This window comes from Arthrobacter sp. B055-34 (genome assembly GCF_059090425.1).
The window spans coordinates 67,016-85,722 of the sequence record NZ_JBNHFQ010000012.1; the positions used below are offsets into that span (position 1 = coordinate 67,016).

Consider the following 18,707-nt stretch of genomic DNA (forward strand, 5'->3'; position numbering starts at 1 on the left):
CTGTCCGGTTCCGGGTGGCTGCAGTGCTGTTTTATGGCGTTCGGAATTGTGGGATATGTACACGGGGGACGTCCCTAGTTCGTAAACCAACAGGCGCACGCGGCGCCAACGCTGTCATGAACGGGAATCGTTGAATGGTCGAGCTGAGGTGTTCATTTGATGAACGTGATGCTCAAATATGGCATGGGTCACAACTCTTAGTCAACGACTTCTAAAATATTTCCCGCCGATGCCTACAGGCGCGCGACCCCTTGCGGCTCCGTGGTTCCCGAGGGCCGGACGAGGACATTCGGGCCGGATCCCGCCAGGGCATGACAAGAGCAAAAGTAACTCAAGTCACTCTTGACAGTGACGGGGACGACATATAAATTGAACGCAACGTTCATCATGTGAACATCGCCGTTCGCGTCATCCGTTCCCCTGTCCTAAGGAAGCACCTCGCTATGAAAAACCGTCCAATGAGCCTGTTCGCTTTTGACGTTTTCGCCCCGACGCATCTGACGTCCGGTACCTGGCGGAATGAAGGCGACCAAGGCCACCGCTACACCGACCTGCAGTACTGGACCGGTGTCGCGCAGATGCTTGAGAAGGCCGGTTTCGACGGCATTTTCTTTGCCGACAATGTCGGCTACCACGATGTGTTCCGCGGGAACGGGGATGCTGCACTGCGCGACGGCGCACAGTTCCCGATCAACGACCCGACTGTCCTGATCAGTGGCATGGCTGCAGTGACGAAGCACCTCACGTTCGGGGTGACCTGCTCAGCGACCTACGAGCCGCCTTACCTGCTGGCACGCAAGTTCAGCAGCCTGGACCACCTCACCTCTGGGCGAGTGGGTTGGAACATCGTGACCTCGTATTCAGAGGCAGCCGCCCGCAACCTCGGCAAGCAGCAGCAGCTCACCCCGCTGGAGCGCTACGACATGGCCGACGAGTACATGGACGTCGTCTATAAGCTCTGGGAATCCTCCTTCGAAGAGGACGCCGTGGTCCGCGACAGCGAGTCCGCCACGTACATCGACCCGGCCAAGGTGCACCCGATCAACCATGCCGGAGAGCACTTCACGGTGCCCGGCTTCCATTTGTGCGAACCTTCCCCGCAGCGGACCCCCGTGCTGTTCCAGGCCGGCTCCTCCTCCCGGGGCATGGAATTCGGCGGCAAGCACGCCGAAGCAGTCTTCATCCAGAGCACCTCCGTAGAGGGCGCCAAGCGCACAGTGGCCAAGCTCCGCCAGGCAGTGGTCGACGCCGGCCGCGACCCCCGCGACGTCAAGGTGATCATCCTGCTCACCGTCGTGGTGGCACCCACCGACGAAGAAGCCCAGGCCAAGTACGGCAAGGCCGTGGAGAACGCGCCGATCGACGGAATCCTGGCGCGCTTCAGCGGATGGACCGGCATCGACATGTCCGACTACGAACTGGACACCCCGCTGCGGTCGGTCGGAACGAAGGCGGGACAGTCCATGGTGGACATGTTCTCCAAGGCCGACCCGGATCGGGACTGGACCCCGCGCCAGATCGCCGAATTCCTCGCCGTCGGAGGCACCGGCTCCACCATCGTCGGCTCGCCCCAGACGGTCGCCGCCGAGCTGCGCCGCTGGCGCGACGAGGCCGACATCGACGGCATCAACCTCAGCTACATCACCAAGCCCGGCGGCTGGGAAGAGTTCATCGACTTGGCGCTGCCGGAACTGCGCGCCCAGGGACTGGTTTCCCCGGCCCCTGCCGAGGACCAGGAGCCGGTGACCCTGCGCGAAAAGCTCTTCCCAGGCCACAAGTACACACTGGAATCCCATCCCGCTACGGGGCACCGCGCCCAGCACCTCAGCCAAGCCGCCCGCTGATCCAGCAACAATTTCCAATCAACGGAGAGAATTTCAATGACTGAACACACCGACGTCGTCGTTATCGGTGCCGGTATCGCCGGCCTCATCACAGCCCGCGAGCTCACCAGCCGCGGCCACAAGGTGGTCGTCCTGGAAGCCCGGGACCGCATCGGCGGCCGCTTGTGGACCGACCACCGGCTGGGCCGGAACCTGGAACTCGGCGGCAACTGGCTGCACTGGACCCAGCCGCATGTCTGGGCCGAAGTCACCCGCTACGGCCTCGAGGTCTCCCGCGGCCCCCGATCGGAGGAAACGTTCTGGCTGGCAGGGAACGAAGTGCGCCGCGGCACCCTGGACGACTTCATGAACCTGATCGACCCGGGCATGACCCGGCTGCTCGAAGACACCATGAAGTGGCTGCCCCGCCCGGACGCCCCGCTGACCAACCCGGACCTGGCCGAGGCCGACCAGTACAGCCTGCAGGAGATGCTGGACAAGCTGGACCTTTCCGAGGACGAGCGCAACGCGAATGAGGCCGCCTGGGTCGGCCACTTCAACGGACCCCTGGACCAGTGCGCCTACGTCAACGCCCTGCGCTGGACCGCGGCGTCCTCCGGCCACTGGCATCTGATGCACGAGGCCTCGGCGATCTTCCGCATCAAGAACGGCAACGACACGCTGCCCAAGGCCATCGCCGCAGACACCGAAACCGACATCCGCCTCAACGTCCCGGTCACCGCCGTCCGACACACCAACGAAGGAGCCACCGTCTCCTACGGCGACGGCCAGGAAATCCAAGCCAGGAAGGTCGTCATCACGCTGCCGCAGAACATCCTGCACAAGCTCGATGTCCAGCCCGCCCTGTCCGAAGGCAAACTCGCCGCCAGCCGCGAAAAGACCGCCTCCCAGGGTGTCAAGGCCTGGATCCGGGTCAAGGGACCGATCAAGCCGTTCTTCGCCTACTCGGCCCAGGACAAGCCGCTGTCGGTGATCCGCACCGAATTCGTCACCGACACCGACGCCGTGCTGGTCGGCTTCGGCGCGGACTCGACCCGGATCGACGTCACCGACAAAGACCAGGTCCAGGAAGCCGTCAAGGTCTGGCGCGACGACCTGGAGGTCCTCGAGGTCGCCGGCCACCAGTGGATGGACGACGAATACGCCGGGGAAACCTGGCAGATCCAGCGCCCCGGCCAGCTCACCAAATACCACGCCGCACAGCAGGCCAGCGAAGGCGCCCTGCACTTCGCCAGCAGCGACATCGCCAACATCTGGGCCGGCTTCTTCGACGGCGCCATCGAATCCGGCCTCCGCGCTTCGCGCAACATCCACGCAGAACTGAAGGAGGAATCATGACCGCCACAGCAGTAGCAACCCGACCGATCACCCCGGACCACTACCGGGCCGTGATGCGGCACCTGCCCACCGGAGTCGCCGCCATCTGCTCCAGCGACCCGTTCACCGGGAGCCGTAACGGCATGATCGTGGGGACCTTCGCCTCGCTGTCCATGGACCCGGCCCTGGTGACGTTCAGCGTCACGCACACCTCCACGAGCTGGCCGAAGATTGCCAAAGCCGACCGCTTCGGCATCAGCCTGCTCGCCGAAGGCCAGCAGCACATCTGCCGCACACTCTCCGCCAAAGGGGAGGACAAGCTCAGCACCCTGGACTGGTCCGAATCCGAATGGGGAACCCCGCATATCCACGGCTCACTGGCCTGGTTCGACTGCCGGCTAGAGCAGCAGATCACTGCCGGGGACCACCTGATCGTCATCGCCAGCGTGCTGGACATGACGCAGGGTGAGGGCAACCCCCTCATCTTCCAGGGCGGCCGCTTCGGAAGCATCAGCGAAATCAACGCCTCTCCGTCCTACTAAAAAGGAAGCCGACATGGATATCACCCCCACTACCGAGAAAACCCCCGACAACGACATCACTCCTGCTTACTACCGCCAGGTCCTTGGAAAACTGCCGACCGGCGTTGTTGCCATTACCGGTATCAACGACAACGACGAGAAACTCGGTCTGGTCGTAGGTACTTTCCAGTCCCTGTCGTTGGAACCGCCGCTGGTCATGTTCTGCGTTGACAAGTCTTCGTCAACCTGGCCGAAACTGCGCAAGCTCCAGAACTTCACCGCGAACATTCTTGCCGATGACCAGATCAGCATCTGCCGGTCCCTCTCCCGCAAGGGGCCGCAGAAGTTCGAAGGCCTTCCTTGCGCTGCAGGCCCTCTCGGAACACCACACTTGACCGGCGCGACCGCCTACATCGACTGCGTCGTCACCGCCGAAGTCGTCGTCGGAGACCACTACATGGTGGTCGGAGCCGTAACAAACATGGACGAAGGCGACGGCGACGCCCTGCTGTTCCGCGGCGGCAAGTTCGGACAGTACCAGCCCATCGAAATCCCCGTCCCCGAACCAGCCAGGAGCGCATCATGACCACCCGACGTGAAACCATCCTCAAAGCCTGGAACGGCGCCTGGGGCAACGGAGACCTAGCCGCTTTTGAGCAGATTCTCGCTCCCGGCTATGTCCGCAAATCCAAGTCAGGCAGCGAAGACTATGCCAGCCTGCAAAAGACCATCGAGGCCATGCACACCGCGTTTCCGGATTCCACCACGGAAATACAGGAGATCATCGAAGACGGCACGAAGGTAGCGGTTCACTGGCAAACCATGGGCACCCATGAGGGCAGCTTCATGGACGTTCCGGCCACCGGCCGCCGCGTTACCGTCACCGGCGCATCCTTCCTCCGCTTCGAAGAAGAAAAACTCGCAGAGGAATGGGTCGTCTGGGACCCCCGCGACCTGCTCTCCGCACTCGGCATCTGGCACTTGGGAAGCGGCAACACTACGGACACACGCCTCGCACGTTAACAGCCCGTCCGCAGTGTCTGCGCACCGGCTTGATGCCGAAGAATAGAAGGAACAACGCAACAAAAATGGCCACCCTTCTTAACACGCGCCGGCACCGGCCAACCGGCCGGCCGGTTCCCACTGGGACGGCAGCACCCTCTGGATCATCCAGGACCACGGGCTTGGGCGCATCATGATCAACCAAAGCGGCGGACTGGCCGTATACCGGCGTCCCCGCTGAACAAGCGTTTCCGCACGGCCCCCGTCACGCGTGTGGCCGTAGCAGATATCAACCATCAACCGCGAGGAGAGAACACATGGCACTCACCGGACATTCAATCATCGCCGGGCAACAGGCCGTCGGCGAACACGGCACAACCTTTGGCTTTGACCCGGCCACCAATGAACAGCTCGAACCCGCCTACACGCTGATCTCCGAGGACCAGCTGAAGACCGCCACCCGGGCTGCCGCCGAAGCCTACGAATCCTTCAGCACCCTGGATCCCGACACGCATGCGAACTTCCTGGAAGCCATCGCCGAGAACATCGACGCCCTCGGTGAAGAACTGATCACCCGCGCCAGCCGCGAAACCGGCCTGCCCGCCGCGCGGCTGCAAGGCGAGCGGAACCGCACCACCGGCCAATTGCGGCTCTTCGCCGACGTCGTCCGCAAGGGTGACTTCCGCGGCGTCCGGATTGACCCGGCGATTCCCGACCGGGCCCCGTTGCCGCGGCCGGATATCCGCCAGCGGCAGATCCCGCTCGGCCCGGTCGCCGTTTTCGGCGCCAGCAACTTCCCCATGGCCTTCTCGACCGCCGGCGGCGACACCGCCTCGGCCCTGGCTGCCGGATGCCCCGTGATCTTCAAAGCCCACAACGCCCACCCCTGCACCGGGGAACTCACGGGCCAGGCCATCGCCAAAGCCGTCAAAGATACAGGACTGCACCCCGGCGTTTTCTCACTGATCTACGGCCCCGGCATCAGCATCGGCCAGGCCCTCGTCGCGGACCCCGTTATTAAGGCTGTCGGCTTCACCGGTTCCCGGGCAGCCGGCCTCTCCCTGATGCAAACCGCTGCCTCCCGGCCGGAGCCCATTCCCGTGTATGCGGAAATGTCCTCCCTCAATCCCGTTTTCGTCTTCCCCGGTGCACTTAGAGGCGACGTGGATGCCCTGGCACAGCAGTATGTCGCCAGCGTCACGGGAAGCTCGGGACAGCTGTGCACATCCCCCGGGCTGCTGTTCGCCCCAGACGGTGAGACCGGCGATAAACTCGCCGCCGCCGTCGGGCGCGCCGTCTCGGCATGCCCGGGCCAAACGATGCTCACTGAAGCGATCGCCGGATCCTGGAAATCCGGCACCGCGGCCCTCGGGTCAGCCGACAATGTCAGCCTCGTGGGCAACGGCACCGAAGGCACAACCCAGAACGCTCCCGCGCCTACCATCTACGGCACCGACATCACCGACTTTATGACCAACCCCGTCCTGCACGAGGAGATCTTCGGCGCCGCCAGCCTGGTCATCCGCTACTCGACGGCAGAAGATCTCATCGACGCCATTAACCGTTTGGAGGGCCAGCTCACAGCATCGCTGCAGATCACGGAAGAAGACTATCCGACGGCAGCACGCCTCATCCCTGCCCTGGAACAAAAAGTGGGTCGGATCCTTGTCAACGGCTGGCCTACCGGCGTCGATGTCGGGCACGCCATGGTCCACGGCGGTCCCTTCCCCGCAACCTCCGACTCCCGGACGACATCCGTAGGAAGCCTGGCCATCAACCGCTTCCTACGTCCCGTCGCGTACCAGAACCTTCCACAGGACCTCCTGCCCGCCGCGGTGCAGGACAACAACCCCTGGAACCTCAACCGTCTGATGGATGGTGTGGTAGAAACGGTCGATGCAAAGGTCTGACCGGCCTTGGGCAGTCCGAAGAATCTGTGTGAACAGCACTAAGGGCGTGCTAAAGCGCTGCAGGTGATTCAGTTGACGGAAGGCGCCGTCTGCTGCACCATTCCGCGCCTGCGGTAATGGGACCCGACTAGCCATGGCCCCCTCCCCTGCATCGGGGTGGGGGCCTGCTTCTGGTCAGCCAAGGCCGGAACTGCCCAACATTGGCAAGACTGAGCCCCGGGACCGGCCGGGACAGATGCCCGGCGCTGTCTGAGCAGACTCTGGCCTGCTTATACCAAGGCTGCCGAAATCCTTTCTGCTGCCTCGCGCAGGGTTTCGACTGCTGCAGGTAACCGGCCCGTTTTCATTCTTTGCGAGGGTCCGTTCGCGGTCAGGACTCCGAATAACTTTCCCGAACCGTCGTTGACCGGGCAACCGACCGCAAAAAGCCCCTCTTCGAGCTCATTATCGATAGTCGCGTACCCCTGCTGCCGGACTTCGTTCAGTTCCCTCAGGAGTTCATCACGGTTCGTGACGGTGTTGCGTGTATAGGATTCCAACGTTTCAGGCAGAACCTCGGTGATCCTGTCCTCGGTCAGCTGGGCCAGGACCATCTTGCCGGTCGCGCTGGCATGCAGCGGATAGGTACGGCCGATGTAGTCCTGGGAGACATTGAGAAGATGGGAACCCGAAGCCTGTGCTACCAGGTCAAAGTCCAACTCGCCCCTGACCACGGCGAAGCCGACGGTCTCGTTCAGCGCGGCAGCGACATCCGCCAAAATGGGCTGAACTCTGGACGTCAAACTCGTATGGGGGTCCGCCAGCCGCCCCAACCGCACCAATTCCCAGCCCAGTACATACCGGTTGTCGAGCCGGTCTATGAAGCCGGTCTGTTCCAAGGTCAGGAGCAGCCGAAAGGTCGTCGGGCGGGTCATCCCGACCTTCTGCGCGAGCTCGGTGGCGGTGACCCCCTGCGGATGCCGGCCCAGCTCACGGAGCAGGACGGTTGCCTTGATCACCGACTTGTTGGTCAAGTCCGGTTCCTGTTCCACCGACTCTTCCGCTTCGGGATTGGTTCGGCCGCTGTTACTAGTAGCAGTCATGCTCACTCCCCGTTCGGTTGAACCGCGGATCCAGGGTTCCCCGTTCCCACCGTTGCTGTCTCAACCATCTTAGGGTCAACGAATAATAAATGAACGGCACGTTCGAGATGCTTCGCTCATCGCCGCCGTTTGGTCCTCAGAGAGTGTCTCGGGAATCTTTCTCGCGTGGGTTTTGGTAAAGAACGGCGCGTACCGAACCTTGAGAGTCAGCCCGACCACGGGGCGTCCTTCAGCGACAACATCCTTGAGGACTCGTGCCGTCAGTTCCCGCACGGCGTCTGGACATGAGCCAGCACTTCTCCCGCTCGCTGATCCTGGACACCGAGCGGCTGGGTCAGTCCGAAGGTGTGCGCGAACTGACCGGCCTGCTGGAGCGGTCGCTGCCGCCGCTAAGGTAGCCGGTCCGGGCCTAGAACAGAACAGCCCAACCCCTTGGTGAGGCGAAAGCTTAAAGGTACAATCAAGTTCTGGCCCGGCCGCTCGCGCCGCCAGTAATTCGTTGTTGGGGGAAATAACAATGGCACGTCTATCAAGGCGCCTTCTATCCGCGCGCCTTCGCTCGTTTCCGGCTTTTGCCATCGTCGGAGCCTTGGCCGTCATGGGCCTTTCGGCTTGTTCGCCGGACGATTCAGTGGAGGCGGAAGTCGTCCGCGTGGTCGACGGCGACACGTTCGAAGCGCAGTATGGCGGAGCCACGAAGATGGTCCGCCTGCTGAACATCGACACTCCGGAAACGAAGCACCCGAACAAGATTGTGGAGTGCCAAGGTCCGGAGGCCACGGAGTTCCTGCAAAACAAGCTGCCGCCGGGATCGACCGTCACGCTGCGCTTCGACGAGGAGAAGACGGACCGGTTTGATCGCGTCCTGGCAGCAGCATTTGTCGGCGACGAACTGGTGAACGCCTCGATCGCCCGCGTCGGACTCGGCACGGCTGTCACGTTCGGCGCAAACGACAAATACTACGACGACGTCAAAGCCGCCCAGGACGAGGCGGCGCAAAACAAGGCCGGGCTGTTCCAGGAAGGGCTGGCCTGCAGCCCTGCTGTCCTCGCGGAAGCGCAGATCGCTGCGCTTGCCGCACCGGTGGAGCCGGGGGACGCAGCGACGTCGGCCGAGATTGCGGCGGCGGCAGCGGCGCTCGGAACGACCGTTGCCGCCGCTTCAACGGTACGGGGCCTCGTCAACGATGCGAAAGCCGCGGTGGTGGTCGCAGCTCTGGGCGCAGCGGCTGCCGCTGACTCCGAGAAGAAGCTGGGACGCTCCCTCGCCACGGCCGATAAGCAGCACAAGGCACTCGAGGAACGCGCCGCCGAGGTCAAGGCGGAGGAGAAGCGGAAGGCTGCTGCTGCCAAGGCCAAGGCGGCCGAGAAGACACGGCTGGCAGAGGAGAAGCGCCGCGCTGAAGAACGGGCGGAAAAAGCTGCCGCACAGGCAGCCGAGGAAGCCGCCGCACGCGCGGCCGCGGAGGCAGAAGCTGCAGCTCGAGCGGCAGCCGAAGCGGAAGCTGCTCGGCGCGCCGCACCCCCTGCTGCACCGCCAGCGCCACCAGCACCGGCTTACGAAGCGCCGAAACAACATAATGTCGCGCCGGCTCCGGCTCCTGCTCAGCAGGATCCATACCCGCGATACAACGGTCCGCGCTGCTATGCACCGGGCGGCAAGAGCTGGAAGCCCTGCTAGCCAGTAGCCATGCCTAATTCCACCCAAACGCTGACTTTTACGGGAGAAACCTCATGATCGACTTTGCGAACGGCTCGCTCTTCAAACTTCAAGCAGCCAACATGCAGGACTTCTTCGGCGACATCCAACCGCTGCTCATTCAGGGCGAAAATGCGATTGCCGCTTTTCGTGGCATCCGCGATTTCGTGGTCTTCACCGACAAGCGCTTGATCGCCGTTAACATTCAGGGCATGACGGGCAAGAAGCGGGACTTTACCTCTCTGCCCTACTCGAAGGTCCAGTCGTTCTCCGTGGAAACTGCCGGTACGTTCGATCTCGACGGCGAGCTTGACCTGTGGTTCAGCGGCCTTGGCAAGGTCCGCCTTGAGTTCAAGGGGAACGTCAATGTCCAGGGGCTCTCGCAACTCATAGCCCAGTTTGTCCTGTAGCTTCACCAGCCGCCACGCGTTGGCGTATGTCCCTTTCGGGCGTCGTCGGGCATTGTCATTTCGGCCCGCAGACCAAGGAGCCGGATCGGCCGGCCCGCTTCGATTGCGCATGCGAGGTCCAACGCCCGCGCGAGGATTTCGTTCCGGTCGAAGGTCTCAGGAATCTTCTTCGCGTGGGTCTTGGTGAAGAACGGCGCGTAGCGAACCTTGAGTGTCAGCCCAATTACGGGGCGTCCTTCGGCGACAACATCCTCGAGGACTCGCGCTGTCAGTTCCCGCACGGCGTCGTCGACTTGGGCGGGCTCGGTCAGATCGCGCTGGAAGGTCGTCTCCCGGCTATGGCCACGGGCAACCCACGGGGTATCGTCCACAACGCTCGCGCCGTCCCCGCGTCCGAGCTCCGCGTACCAAGGACCCATCCTGGGGCCGAACTCCGGGACCAGGTCCTGCGGGTCGGCCGCGGCGAGCTCGGCGACGGTATAGATGCCGAGCTTGGCCAGCCGCCCAGACACTTTGGTTCCGACGCCCCACAGGTCCTTGGTGGGCCGGCTGCCCATGACGTCGAGCCAGTTTTTGGCAGTAAGGCGGAAGACGCCGGCCGGCTTACCGAAACCGGTGGCGACCTTGGCCCGGACCAGGGTGTCGCCGATGCCCACGCTGCAATGCAGCTGCGTTCGCTCCAGGACAGCGGCCTGCACCTGCCGGGCGTAGGCTTCCGGATCCTCTGTCTCCGTGCCCACAAAGGCTTCATCCCACCCCAGCACCTGCACGGTGGCGGCCGGCTGCGCCCGCAGGGTAGCCATCACCGTTTCGGAGGCTCCGAGGTAAGCCTCCTGATCGACGGGCAGAATCACAGCGTCGGGCACTTTCCGGGCCGCAATTCGCAAGGGCATGCCGGAACCCACGCCGAACGCCCTGGCTTCGTAGGATGCCGTCGACACCACGGCTCGTTCCGTGGGATCGCCCCGGCCGCCGACAATGATCGGCTTGCCCGCAAGCTCCGGCCGCCGGAGCACTTCGACCGCAGCGATGAACTGGTCGAGATCGACGTGCAGCACCCATGGGATTCCGCTCACGCCACCAGTCTGCCTTAAACGTCCCTTGCACGCATCGGTTGTGCGCTGATGAGCCCCACGACCCAATGTGTCTTTTATTGCGAACGACTCTCAATACTAATTAGAATCATTCGCATGACCAATTCGCTTTCGCCTTTACCATCCTCTAACCGTGTCTCGACCTCCGCCTCCCGCCTGCGGCTGCAGCGCACCCGCCACCTAGGATCTGCTGCCTCGCTGGCAGTCCTGGCCCTCGCCGTTTCGGCCTGCGCCCCCGGGGCGGATGCGTCAGGCCCTGCCGCCGAGTCCGCGGCCGCCGGGAGCCCTGTCAACGAAGAACAGCAGGCCTCGCGAACCGAGGCCGCGTCCATCTCCCCAAGGGTCGTACTCAGCCACGACGGCGGGCTGGTCACCCTGGATGCCGAGACCGGCGAGGTGGTCCACAAGGAGGACCTGCCCGGCTTCCTGCGGTTGAACAACGCCGGGGACGGCCAGCACGTCATCGTCACTAACGGCAACAGCTTCGAGGTTTACAACACCGGAATCGATGCCCAAGGCCATGGCGAGCATTTCCACTACTACGAGTCGGATCCGGGTATGAGCGGGATTAGCTTCCAGGCACCGCATGCCGGCCACGCGGTGGTTCACAACGGGCTGACCACACTGTTCGCCGACGGCGACGGCTCCATCCAGACGTTCACGTCCGAGCACCTGAAGGACGGCCAGCCACTGACCGAGAAGACGGCCACCGACGCTGCCCACCACGGGGTGGCCCTGCCGTTGGTCGACGGCACCCTGTTGACCACGCAGGGGACCGAGGATGCCCGGGACACAGTCCAGGTCAAGGACGGCGATGAAGTGGTCGCGGAGACATCGGACTGCCCGGGCGTGCACGGCGAGGCAGCAGCGGCACCCAACGGGAACGGCGACGTGGTGGTGCTGGGTTGCGAGAACGGTCCGGTTATCTACCGCGACGGCGGGTTCCACAAGGTCAAGGCGGAGCACGATTACCAGCGCAACGGCAACCTGGCCGGTTCGGAAGAATCGCACATCGTGCTCGGGGACATGAAGACCGATGCCGAAGCTGAGCTGGAACGTCCTACCCAGGTTGCCTTGATCGATTCCCTGGAGGACTCGCTGACAACCGTCGAACTGGGCTCCTCCTACTGGTTCCGCTCCCTGGCACGCGGCGCTGAGGGCGAGGCCCTGGTACTGACCTACGACGGCGAACTCAACGTCATCGACGAGGAGTCCGGCAAGATCACCGCTGAGATCCCTGTCATCGAATCCTGGGAGGAGAAGGAGGAGTGGCAGCGGCCTGGCCCCATCCTCAAGGCTGCCGGCTCAATGGCGTACGTGACCGACGCGGAGAACCGGAAACTCGTGATTGTGGACCTGGAAGCCGGCAAGATCGTCAACGAAATTGATCTAGAAGTCGCCCCAGTCGAGATGACTGTGGTCACCGGACACCCGGAAGCCCCGGAAGCCCCCGCTGACGACGCCGCTGCAGGAGACCAAGGCGAGGAACACGACCAGGACCACGACGGGCATGACCACTGATAACCACGGTGTGAGCCGTTGACGCAGAGGGTGTCCGCCGGTTTCCGGCCGGGCATCCTCTGCATCCGAGGCGGGAATGATGTTTGGAGTCCGATTGGAAGGAGGGCGGCACGGTGCAGCCAAACGGTGCAGCTATTCGGGCCAAGGGCCGGTCCACGCGCCAGAAGGCGGCGGTTAACCGGGTGCTCGACGAGCTCGACGGCTTTGTCAGTGCGCGGGAACTGCACGCCCGGCTCCGGGAGCGCTGTGAGCCGGTCTCGCTGACCACTGTTTACCGCATTCTCCAGCAGCAGCAGCAGAACGGTGCGGTCGATGTGCTTCATCGGGAGGACCGTGAAGCGGTGTTCCGGCGCTGTGCGGCCAAAGAACATCACTATCATCTGGTCTGCCGCTCATGCGGGGCCACCATCGAGATCCAGGCGCCCGCGGTGGAACAATGGGCCACCCAGGTCGCCGGGGAGAGTGGATTCACCCGCGTTGGGCACACGGTGGAGATCTACGGCGTGTGCCCGGCATGCTCTTCCTGCCGCTGAACCAGGCCGTCGTCCGCATCCGGACGTCCCAGCGCGACCCCACGGGCGCCCGGTATGGCACGGACCACGGAGTTTTCCGGATTGGCAACGCAGATGCCTGTGGCCCGCCCGGTATAACGGATGTAGCGGGCGAGCGTGGCTGACGTTCCGCCGGAGCACTTCGACGGCAGCGATGAACTGGTCGAGATCGACGCGCAGCACCCATGGGATTCCGCACACCCACCAGTCTGCCCCAAACGCCCCTGGCAAGCATCAACTTTCCACCGAACTGGCCGGGAGCGTAGCCGCTGGACCTTGCCAGTCCAGATGAAAGCCTCATCGTTCGCTGTCTTGTTGGCTGATGGCGTCGATGATGATCCGGTGGCCCTGCATGCTCCGTTGCCTCAGTCTGGTCGTTGAACTGGTACGGGGCGGTTTGAAATTTGTACATCTCGACGCCGTCCTCCTCGGCCAGCAGGACATGCTCAGCCTCGGAGTAGTCGAACTCAGGGACGGATGCTAGTCGCAAACCTCTGGGCGAATTTTCGGCACCCTCCCGAGCGACGCTCCGATCGACGGGCGCGACGATGATAGAGACAATGAAGATAAGGCGATGGAGGAGGGCACGAATGGCAGTCGCAACACACGCTGACCGTTCGCGTGTCACAACCCGCCACGGGCGCACTCCCGAGCAGCAGGCCCGAGCCGAGCGGCGCGTCAAGGTGGAAGCAGCCAAGCTGCGCGAAGAACTCGATGCCGATCTGGGCCGCGAGACGCCCGCCCGGGTGATCAAGCTGGCGCGCGAAAAGGTCTGACAAACGATCGACGAGGGAGGGCGCCGGAAGGCGGCCTCTTTTATTCGCCCTGCATCAACGGTTACCACTATCCCGATGATATCGTCGGGTATCTGGTAAATTACCACTAACCCGTTGATAAGAAGGTGTTTGTGGTAATCATGGACGGAATGACCTCATCAGAGGCAGCGGAGCAGCTAGGCATTGATCAAGCCCGCGTGCGAGACCTGGTGGCATCCGGCCGCCTCATCAAACTCGGCCACACCGGGCGTTCCATGATCATCGATCCAGCCTCGGTCCAACGGGTCAAGTACCAGGGCGTACAGCGTGGCCGGGTCTGGGCTCCACACACGGCATGGGCGACGCTGAGCATGCTCTCGGGTGACAACCCGGAATGGCTGATCCCGCCACGCCGGTCGCGGATCAAAGCATCCCTTCGCGATCACGAGCTGACCGCACGCCACATCCACAGTCTGGCCCGGCACAAAGACAAGGTCAAAAGGTACCGCACTCCCCCGGCCAGTATTCCGGCGGTAGCCGAAGAACTGGTGGCTACAGGCCCTACGGCTATGACTAACAAGCACACGGCCGCCCGTTTCGGCCTGGCAGCCGGCGGCGGAATCGCGGAAGGCTACGTCGGCATCGGCGATGCTGATGCTCTCGCCGAACACTATTTTCTCGCCCCGGACCCAGCCGGCAACGTAGTGATCCATGAGATCGAGGTGTTTGACGCCTTCGCCGCCGCCAACGGTCGGCCGCCGCTGGCCGCCATCGCCGTCGACCTGATGGACTCCCTGGCCACACGGGAGCGCAGTGCTGGAGAACGGGTCCTGACCGAACTGCTCGAGGAGTTCCGCCGTGCGTGAGCTGTGGGAGGTAGCCTCCCCTCCCGGTGGCTGGGACTCGCCCTGGCCCCAGTGCGTAGAGCTGGCCAGACATCTGCCGGCCGACCAGTGGACTTTGGTGGGCGGGCTTATGGTGCAGCTGCATTCGGCAGCCGCCAATCTGGCCGTTACGCGGCCGACCGCCGACGTCGACATCGTGCTGCACATCGAAACCGGGGCCGCGACCACCGGCCGCGTCCAGCAGGTACTCGGCGAGCTCGGGTACACGCTGCATGCTTCGGTGGACAGCGAAGCGCCCGCGCACCGCTTCGTGCGGGGCGATGAGCAGATCGACGTCATGATCGCCGACCACGCGGCACCGAAAATGATTTCCCGCCTCGGCGGCCGCCAGCCCTTCAAGCTGCCTGCCGGAACCCAGGCACTGCAGCGCACCGTGAACTGTCGCATCATGCTGCCCCACGAGGAGCCCGTGCTGGTCAGCATCCCCAACGCCTTGGGCGCACTGGTCCTCAAGGGCGCCGCCTACCAAGAGGACTCCCGGGACAAATCCCGCCACCTCGATGACGCAGCGGTCCTGCTGGCAACGGTAAAAGACCCACTGGGCACCGCCAAACAAATAAAGGGCAGCGACCGGTCCCGGATCCGGATGCTCGAAAAGCCGCTGTCTGATCCGTCGCACACGTCATGCTGTTGCTGGAAGCAGCCGACCGGCAACCGGCCGCCGATGCCCTCCGCATCCTGGCAGCAGATCCGCCGTCGCCGCGGCCGCTGAACAGGCTCAAGCTCAAATAAGAACGCCGACGACGCCCACCCTTATCGCCAGTCCTGAACACCGCCTACGCCGCCCAACTCGCCCGACGTTCTTAGGTTCGGCCTCCTGCGCGTTAGGACAGGGTCCCTGTGTTCACGAAGGTTTCCAACCGGCGGCAGTACGGTCCGACGTCGATGTTGTTCTTATTGCCGGACTTGGTGATGAGCCGAGCGCGCAGCGGCTGCTATCTGGTCGCGTTCAGGATGCGCAGGCGGCGTGCCTCGAATAGTTCCAGGCTGTCCAGGCGATAACGCGCGTACGTTGGCAGGTCGGAGGGCAGCGCCGGTGGCTCGAAGTCGTCGAAGGGGAGCAAGAAGCGCACAGCGCCACGCTCATCCACGAAGTCGTCGAGAAGGAAATGCTTGACGTATCCCTGGAACGAGCCGAAGAGCTCGAAGAAGTCGGCATGACGGTCCATGACTGCAGCCAAGGGATTCGTGCCACCCTCGTAAAAGCGCCGGATCGCTTCGAGAGTCAAGTCCCATCGGTCTTGGATCCGCGGATGAGTGCCTCGTCTCTGATTGATACTGCCCTGCGAGACCGGGAAGATCATGAAGCCGCAGATCGTGTAGGAGCGCCGCAGGAACGCGTCATTGACCTCGTCCGGGAGCTGCGTGTAGAGGTGGTGCAGTTTCCTTCGATGCCGCGTCGCGATCGTGTCGCTCCCGAGAACAACTCTCGTGCCGTCTGCATCATACACAAGATACGGCGAAAGTGCGCGCGCAGCCTGGAGCTTGAACGGCCGCCCGTCGGGGAGCGGCTTGCTCCATAGGAGCTGATGGTATCGCCGGAGTGTGGGGCTGTGACTGTCGGGGTCCTTACCTGCCGGAGTGTCATCGAAGAAGTTGTAGTCGACGTCAATCTCATTAGGCTCGCCCATGAACTGAAACTAGCAGGAGCGGCCGACGTTCGCTGCCCTCCACACGCTACGCGCCTTCGCCTGAGCGCAGCCACCTCGCCGCCGCGCAGGAAACGGGTGCTGCGTCCGCAGTCAGGCAGACCGGGAACGGATCCACCCACTCATGCCCGGGCGGCAGACCTACCCGCTGCTCTGGCTCGAGGTTGCGGAATTTGCGGTTTTTGGCGCAGTTTCTTGCCCGTCGTTTAGGAAAGGATGCCTGTGTTCATGAAGGTTTCCAACCGGCGGTAGTACGGTCCGACGTCGATCTTGTTCTCCGCCAGCCATTCGTCCGAGTAGTACTTGTCGAGGTATCTGTCCCCCGGGTCGCAGATCAACGACACGACGCTGCCCTGCTGGCCGGTGCTGATCATTTCGGAAATGATCCGGAATGCTGACCACAGGCCCGTTCCGGTCGACGCGCCGGTCCGCCGGCCCAGCAGTTCTGCCAGCATACGGATGGACGCCATGGCCGCGGCGTCGGGGACGCGCATCATCCGGTCGATCGCGGACCCGATGAAGCTGGCTTCAACGCGTTGGCGGCCGATCCCTTCGATCCGGGAGCCGGTGGCCGTGGTGACGCTGGCATCCTGCTCGCGCCAAGCCGGGAAGAACGCGGAGTTTTCCGGATCGGCAACGCAGATTCCCGTGGCCCGCCCTGTGTAGCGGATGTAGCGGGCGAGCGTGGCCGAGGTGCCGCCGGTGCCGGCCGTGGCGACGATCCAGGCAGGCTCCGGGTGCCGTTCCTGCGACATCTGGTCGAAGATCGATTCGGCGATGTTGTTGTTTCCCCGCCAGTCGGTGGCCCGCTCGGCGTAGGTGAACTGGTCCATATAGTGGCCGCCGGTTTGCCGGGCCAGGGCCGCGGCCGCCTCGTACACCTCGTTCGGGTTCTCCACGAAGTGGCACTGGCCCCCGTAGAACTCGATGAGCTGGACCTTCTGCTGGCTGGTGGACCGGGCCATGACCGCGATGAACGGGACGCCGATGAGGCGCGCGAAGTACGCCTCGGAGATCGCGGTGGAGCCGCTGGAGGCTTCGATGACCGGCTTGCCCGGCCTGATCCAGCCGTTGCACAGGGCGTGTAGGAACAGGGATCTGGCCAGCCGGTGTTTCAGGGAGCCGGTGGGATGGGTGGACTCGTCCTTCAGGTACAGGTCCACGCCCCACTGTTCCGGCAGCGGCACGGCAAGCAGATGCGTGTCGGAAGAGCGGTTGGCGTCCGCCTGGACCTTCGCCAGCGCCTCGGCCAGCCAACTGCGGTAGCCGACGTCGTACCGGTCGACGTCCTCTTCGGCGTGGACCTGTGGGGTGGCTGGGGTGGGGACGGTCATCGCTTCCTTCCAAAGTGTTGCTCGGCGAAAGAAGCTTACTGCAGCAGCAGGATCCCACCGTAGGCCAGGCCGGCGATCAGCGCCCAGGAACACAGGGCCATCAGCACGGCGCTGCCGCGGGAGCTGAACAGTTCGCGCATGCGCACGGCCGAGCCCAGCCCGAAGAGCGCGGCGGCCAGCAGCACGTCCTGGACGATGGTCGCCGCCTCCAGCACGCCCTCGGGCACCGGCAGCAGGGAGCGCACGGCCACCAGCGCGACGAACCCGAGGATGAAGGCCGGCACGATCGGCGGCAGCTTCAGGTGCTCGGAGCCGGCGGTCCCCTTATGGCTGCGGCGGCTGATGATGCCGGTGACGGCCACCATGGGCGCCAGCGTGAGCACTCGGGTCAGCTTGATGACGATGGCGACGGCGAGCGCCGCGGTTCCCGCGGTCTGCGCGGTGGCGACTACCTGGCCGACGTCGTGCACTGAAGCGCCCACCCACTGGCCGAAGGCCAGCGGACCCAGACCCAGCGGCTGCATGAGCAGCGGCAGCACGGCGATGGCCAGCGTGCCGCACAGGGTCACCAGCGCCACCGGAATGACGGTGTCCTGCTGTTTGGACCGGCGCACCGCGCTCATCGCGCCGATGGCCGAGGCGCCGCAGATGGAGAAGCCGGTGGCGATCAGCAGCGGCTGGTCGCCCGGCAGCCGGAAGGCCTTGCCCAGCAGGTACGTACCGCCGAAGGCCAGAAGCACGACGGCGACAATCACCGCGAACGTGGCCCAGCCCAGTTCCAGCACGTCCACCACGCTGAGCTTCAGGCCCAGCAGGACGATTCCGGCACGCATCAGCCGCTTGCCGGCAAAATCCAGTCCTTTCCGCCATGGGCCGACGGTGAGGCGGGAGATGCCGGGGATGTTGGCGGCCAGCACGCCCATGATCACGGCCAGGGTCATCACCGGCACGGCCGGCATCAGCAGGTGCAGGGCGAACGCCGCCGGCACGGCAACGGCGCAGGCAGTGAGGCCGGGCCAGTTCCGGCGCAGCCACTCCGCCAGCGAGCGCAGCCGCGATTGCTTCCCGGCCGGACCGCCCTTTACCGTCTGTGTCACGGTGTTCACCATAGTC

Annotated in this window: 18 protein-coding genes and 1 pseudogene; 13 read left to right on the forward strand and 6 right to left on the reverse strand. The window is 64.0% G+C overall.

Annotated features, from left to right (window positions below; translation table 11 throughout):
• Nucleotides 1-443: 443 nt before the first annotated feature.
• From AC5RWO_RS19150 to AC5RWO_RS19175, 6 genes are all read left to right on the forward strand, one after another.
• Entirely contained in the window at nucleotides 444-1,844 is a 1,401-nt protein-coding gene (locus AC5RWO_RS19150; RefSeq protein WP_498733190.1) for an LLM class flavin-dependent oxidoreductase, read from the forward strand.
• Nucleotides 1,845-1,880: 36 nt separating this feature from the next.
• The gene (locus tag AC5RWO_RS19155; RefSeq protein ID WP_498733192.1) at nucleotides 1,881-3,182 is read left to right on the forward strand and encodes a flavin monoamine oxidase family protein; all 1,302 of its coding nucleotides are present in this window, start codon (nucleotides 1,881-1,883) and stop codon (nucleotides 3,180-3,182) included.
• Nucleotides 3,179-3,703 (forward strand): flavin reductase family protein, encoded by a 525-nt coding sequence (locus tag AC5RWO_RS19160; RefSeq protein ID WP_498733194.1) that lies wholly within the window; start codon nucleotides 3,179-3,181, stop codon nucleotides 3,701-3,703. The genes AC5RWO_RS19155 and AC5RWO_RS19160 overlap by 4 nt, the downstream gene beginning before the upstream one ends.
• A gap of 13 nt (nucleotides 3,704-3,716) precedes the next feature.
• The gene (locus tag AC5RWO_RS19165; protein WP_498733196.1) at nucleotides 3,717-4,268 is read left to right on the forward strand and encodes a flavin reductase family protein; all 552 of its coding nucleotides are present in this window, start codon (nucleotides 3,717-3,719) and stop codon (nucleotides 4,266-4,268) included.
• Nucleotides 4,265-4,705, forward strand: coding sequence for an ester cyclase (locus tag AC5RWO_RS19170; protein WP_498733198.1), 441 nt, complete (start codon nucleotides 4,265-4,267; stop codon nucleotides 4,703-4,705). Before AC5RWO_RS19165 ends, AC5RWO_RS19170 begins: the two co-directional genes overlap by 4 nt.
• 296 nt (nucleotides 4,706-5,001) lie before the next feature.
• Nucleotides 5,002-6,594 (forward strand): aldehyde dehydrogenase (NADP(+)), encoded by a 1,593-nt coding sequence (locus tag AC5RWO_RS19175; protein WP_498733200.1) that lies wholly within the window; start codon nucleotides 5,002-5,004, stop codon nucleotides 6,592-6,594.
• Nucleotides 6,595-6,863: 269 nt separating this feature from the next.
• Here the strand turns inward: AC5RWO_RS19175 and AC5RWO_RS19180 are convergent, their stop codons facing one another.
• Together AC5RWO_RS19180 and AC5RWO_RS19185 are read right to left on the reverse strand one after the other, a co-directional pair.
• Entirely contained in the window at nucleotides 6,864-7,676 is an 813-nt protein-coding gene (locus AC5RWO_RS19180; protein ID WP_498733202.1) for an IclR family transcriptional regulator, read from the reverse strand.
• Nucleotides 7,677-7,796: 120 nt separating this feature from the next.
• A pseudogene (locus AC5RWO_RS19185) lies at nucleotides 7,797-7,955 on the reverse strand (DinB/UmuC family translesion DNA polymerase); the annotation flags it as partial.
• A gap of 319 nt (nucleotides 7,956-8,274) precedes the next feature.
• Between AC5RWO_RS19185 and AC5RWO_RS19190 the strand changes: the two are divergent.
• Together AC5RWO_RS19190 and AC5RWO_RS19195 are read left to right on the forward strand one after the other, a co-directional pair.
• Nucleotides 8,275-9,357 carry a thermonuclease family protein gene (locus AC5RWO_RS19190; protein ID WP_498733203.1) on the forward strand — a complete coding sequence of 361 codons (1,083 nt, stop codon included), beginning with the start codon at nucleotides 8,275-8,277 and terminating at the stop codon, nucleotides 9,355-9,357.
• A gap of 53 nt (nucleotides 9,358-9,410) precedes the next feature.
• On the forward strand, nucleotides 9,411-9,785 hold the full coding sequence (locus AC5RWO_RS19195; RefSeq protein ID WP_498733205.1) for a PH domain-containing protein: 375 nt from the start codon (nucleotides 9,411-9,413) through the stop codon (nucleotides 9,783-9,785).
• A 2-nt stretch (nucleotides 9,786-9,787) separates the two neighbouring features.
• Here AC5RWO_RS19195 and AC5RWO_RS19200 read toward each other — a convergent pair whose 3' ends face one another.
• Nucleotides 9,788-10,861, reverse strand: coding sequence for a DNA polymerase IV (locus tag AC5RWO_RS19200; RefSeq protein ID WP_498733207.1), 1,074 nt, complete (start codon nucleotides 10,859-10,861; stop codon nucleotides 9,788-9,790).
• A 114-nt stretch (nucleotides 10,862-10,975) separates the two neighbouring features.
• On the opposite strand from AC5RWO_RS19200, the gene AC5RWO_RS19205 reads away from it, so the two are divergent.
• The 5 genes from AC5RWO_RS19205 (at nucleotide 10,976) to AC5RWO_RS19225 (ending at nucleotide 15,323) form a co-directional block, all read left to right on the forward strand.
• Entirely contained in the window at nucleotides 10,976-12,400 is a 1,425-nt protein-coding gene (locus AC5RWO_RS19205; RefSeq protein WP_498733209.1) for a hypothetical protein, read from the forward strand.
• Between the two features lie 113 nt (nucleotides 12,401-12,513).
• Nucleotides 12,514-12,933 (forward strand): Fur family transcriptional regulator, encoded by a 420-nt coding sequence (locus AC5RWO_RS19210; RefSeq protein ID WP_498733210.1) that lies wholly within the window; start codon nucleotides 12,514-12,516, stop codon nucleotides 12,931-12,933.
• A gap of 608 nt (nucleotides 12,934-13,541) precedes the next feature.
• Nucleotides 13,542-13,727, forward strand: coding sequence for a hypothetical protein (locus AC5RWO_RS19215; protein ID WP_498733212.1), 186 nt, complete (start codon nucleotides 13,542-13,544; stop codon nucleotides 13,725-13,727).
• Nucleotides 13,728-13,876: 149 nt separating this feature from the next.
• A complete protein-coding gene (locus AC5RWO_RS19220; protein WP_498733214.1) occupies nucleotides 13,877-14,572 on the forward strand; it encodes a helix-turn-helix domain-containing protein in 696 nt (231 codons plus the stop codon).
• Nucleotides 14,565-15,323: a hypothetical protein gene (locus tag AC5RWO_RS19225; RefSeq protein WP_498733216.1), complete on the forward strand. Its 759-nt coding sequence runs from the start codon at nucleotides 14,565-14,567 to the stop codon at nucleotides 15,321-15,323. Before AC5RWO_RS19220 ends, AC5RWO_RS19225 begins: the two co-directional genes overlap by 8 nt.
• 223 nt (nucleotides 15,324-15,546) lie before the next feature.
• Here AC5RWO_RS19225 and AC5RWO_RS19230 read toward each other — a convergent pair whose 3' ends face one another.
• The 3 genes from AC5RWO_RS19230 to AC5RWO_RS19240 form a co-directional block, all read right to left on the reverse strand.
• On the reverse strand, nucleotides 15,547-16,242 hold the full coding sequence (locus AC5RWO_RS19230; protein WP_498733218.1) for a DUF6994 family protein: 696 nt from the start codon (nucleotides 16,240-16,242) through the stop codon (nucleotides 15,547-15,549).
• Nucleotides 16,243-16,466: 224 nt separating this feature from the next.
• Nucleotides 16,467-17,594, reverse strand: a complete 1,128-nt coding sequence (locus AC5RWO_RS19235) for a PLP-dependent cysteine synthase family protein (protein WP_498733220.1) — start codon at nucleotides 17,592-17,594, stop codon at nucleotides 16,467-16,469.
• A 35-nt stretch (nucleotides 17,595-17,629) separates the two neighbouring features.
• Nucleotides 17,630-18,703 (reverse strand): YeiH family protein, encoded by a 1,074-nt coding sequence (locus AC5RWO_RS19240; protein ID WP_498733221.1) that lies wholly within the window; start codon nucleotides 18,701-18,703, stop codon nucleotides 17,630-17,632.
• Nucleotides 18,704-18,707 lie beyond the last annotated feature (4 nt).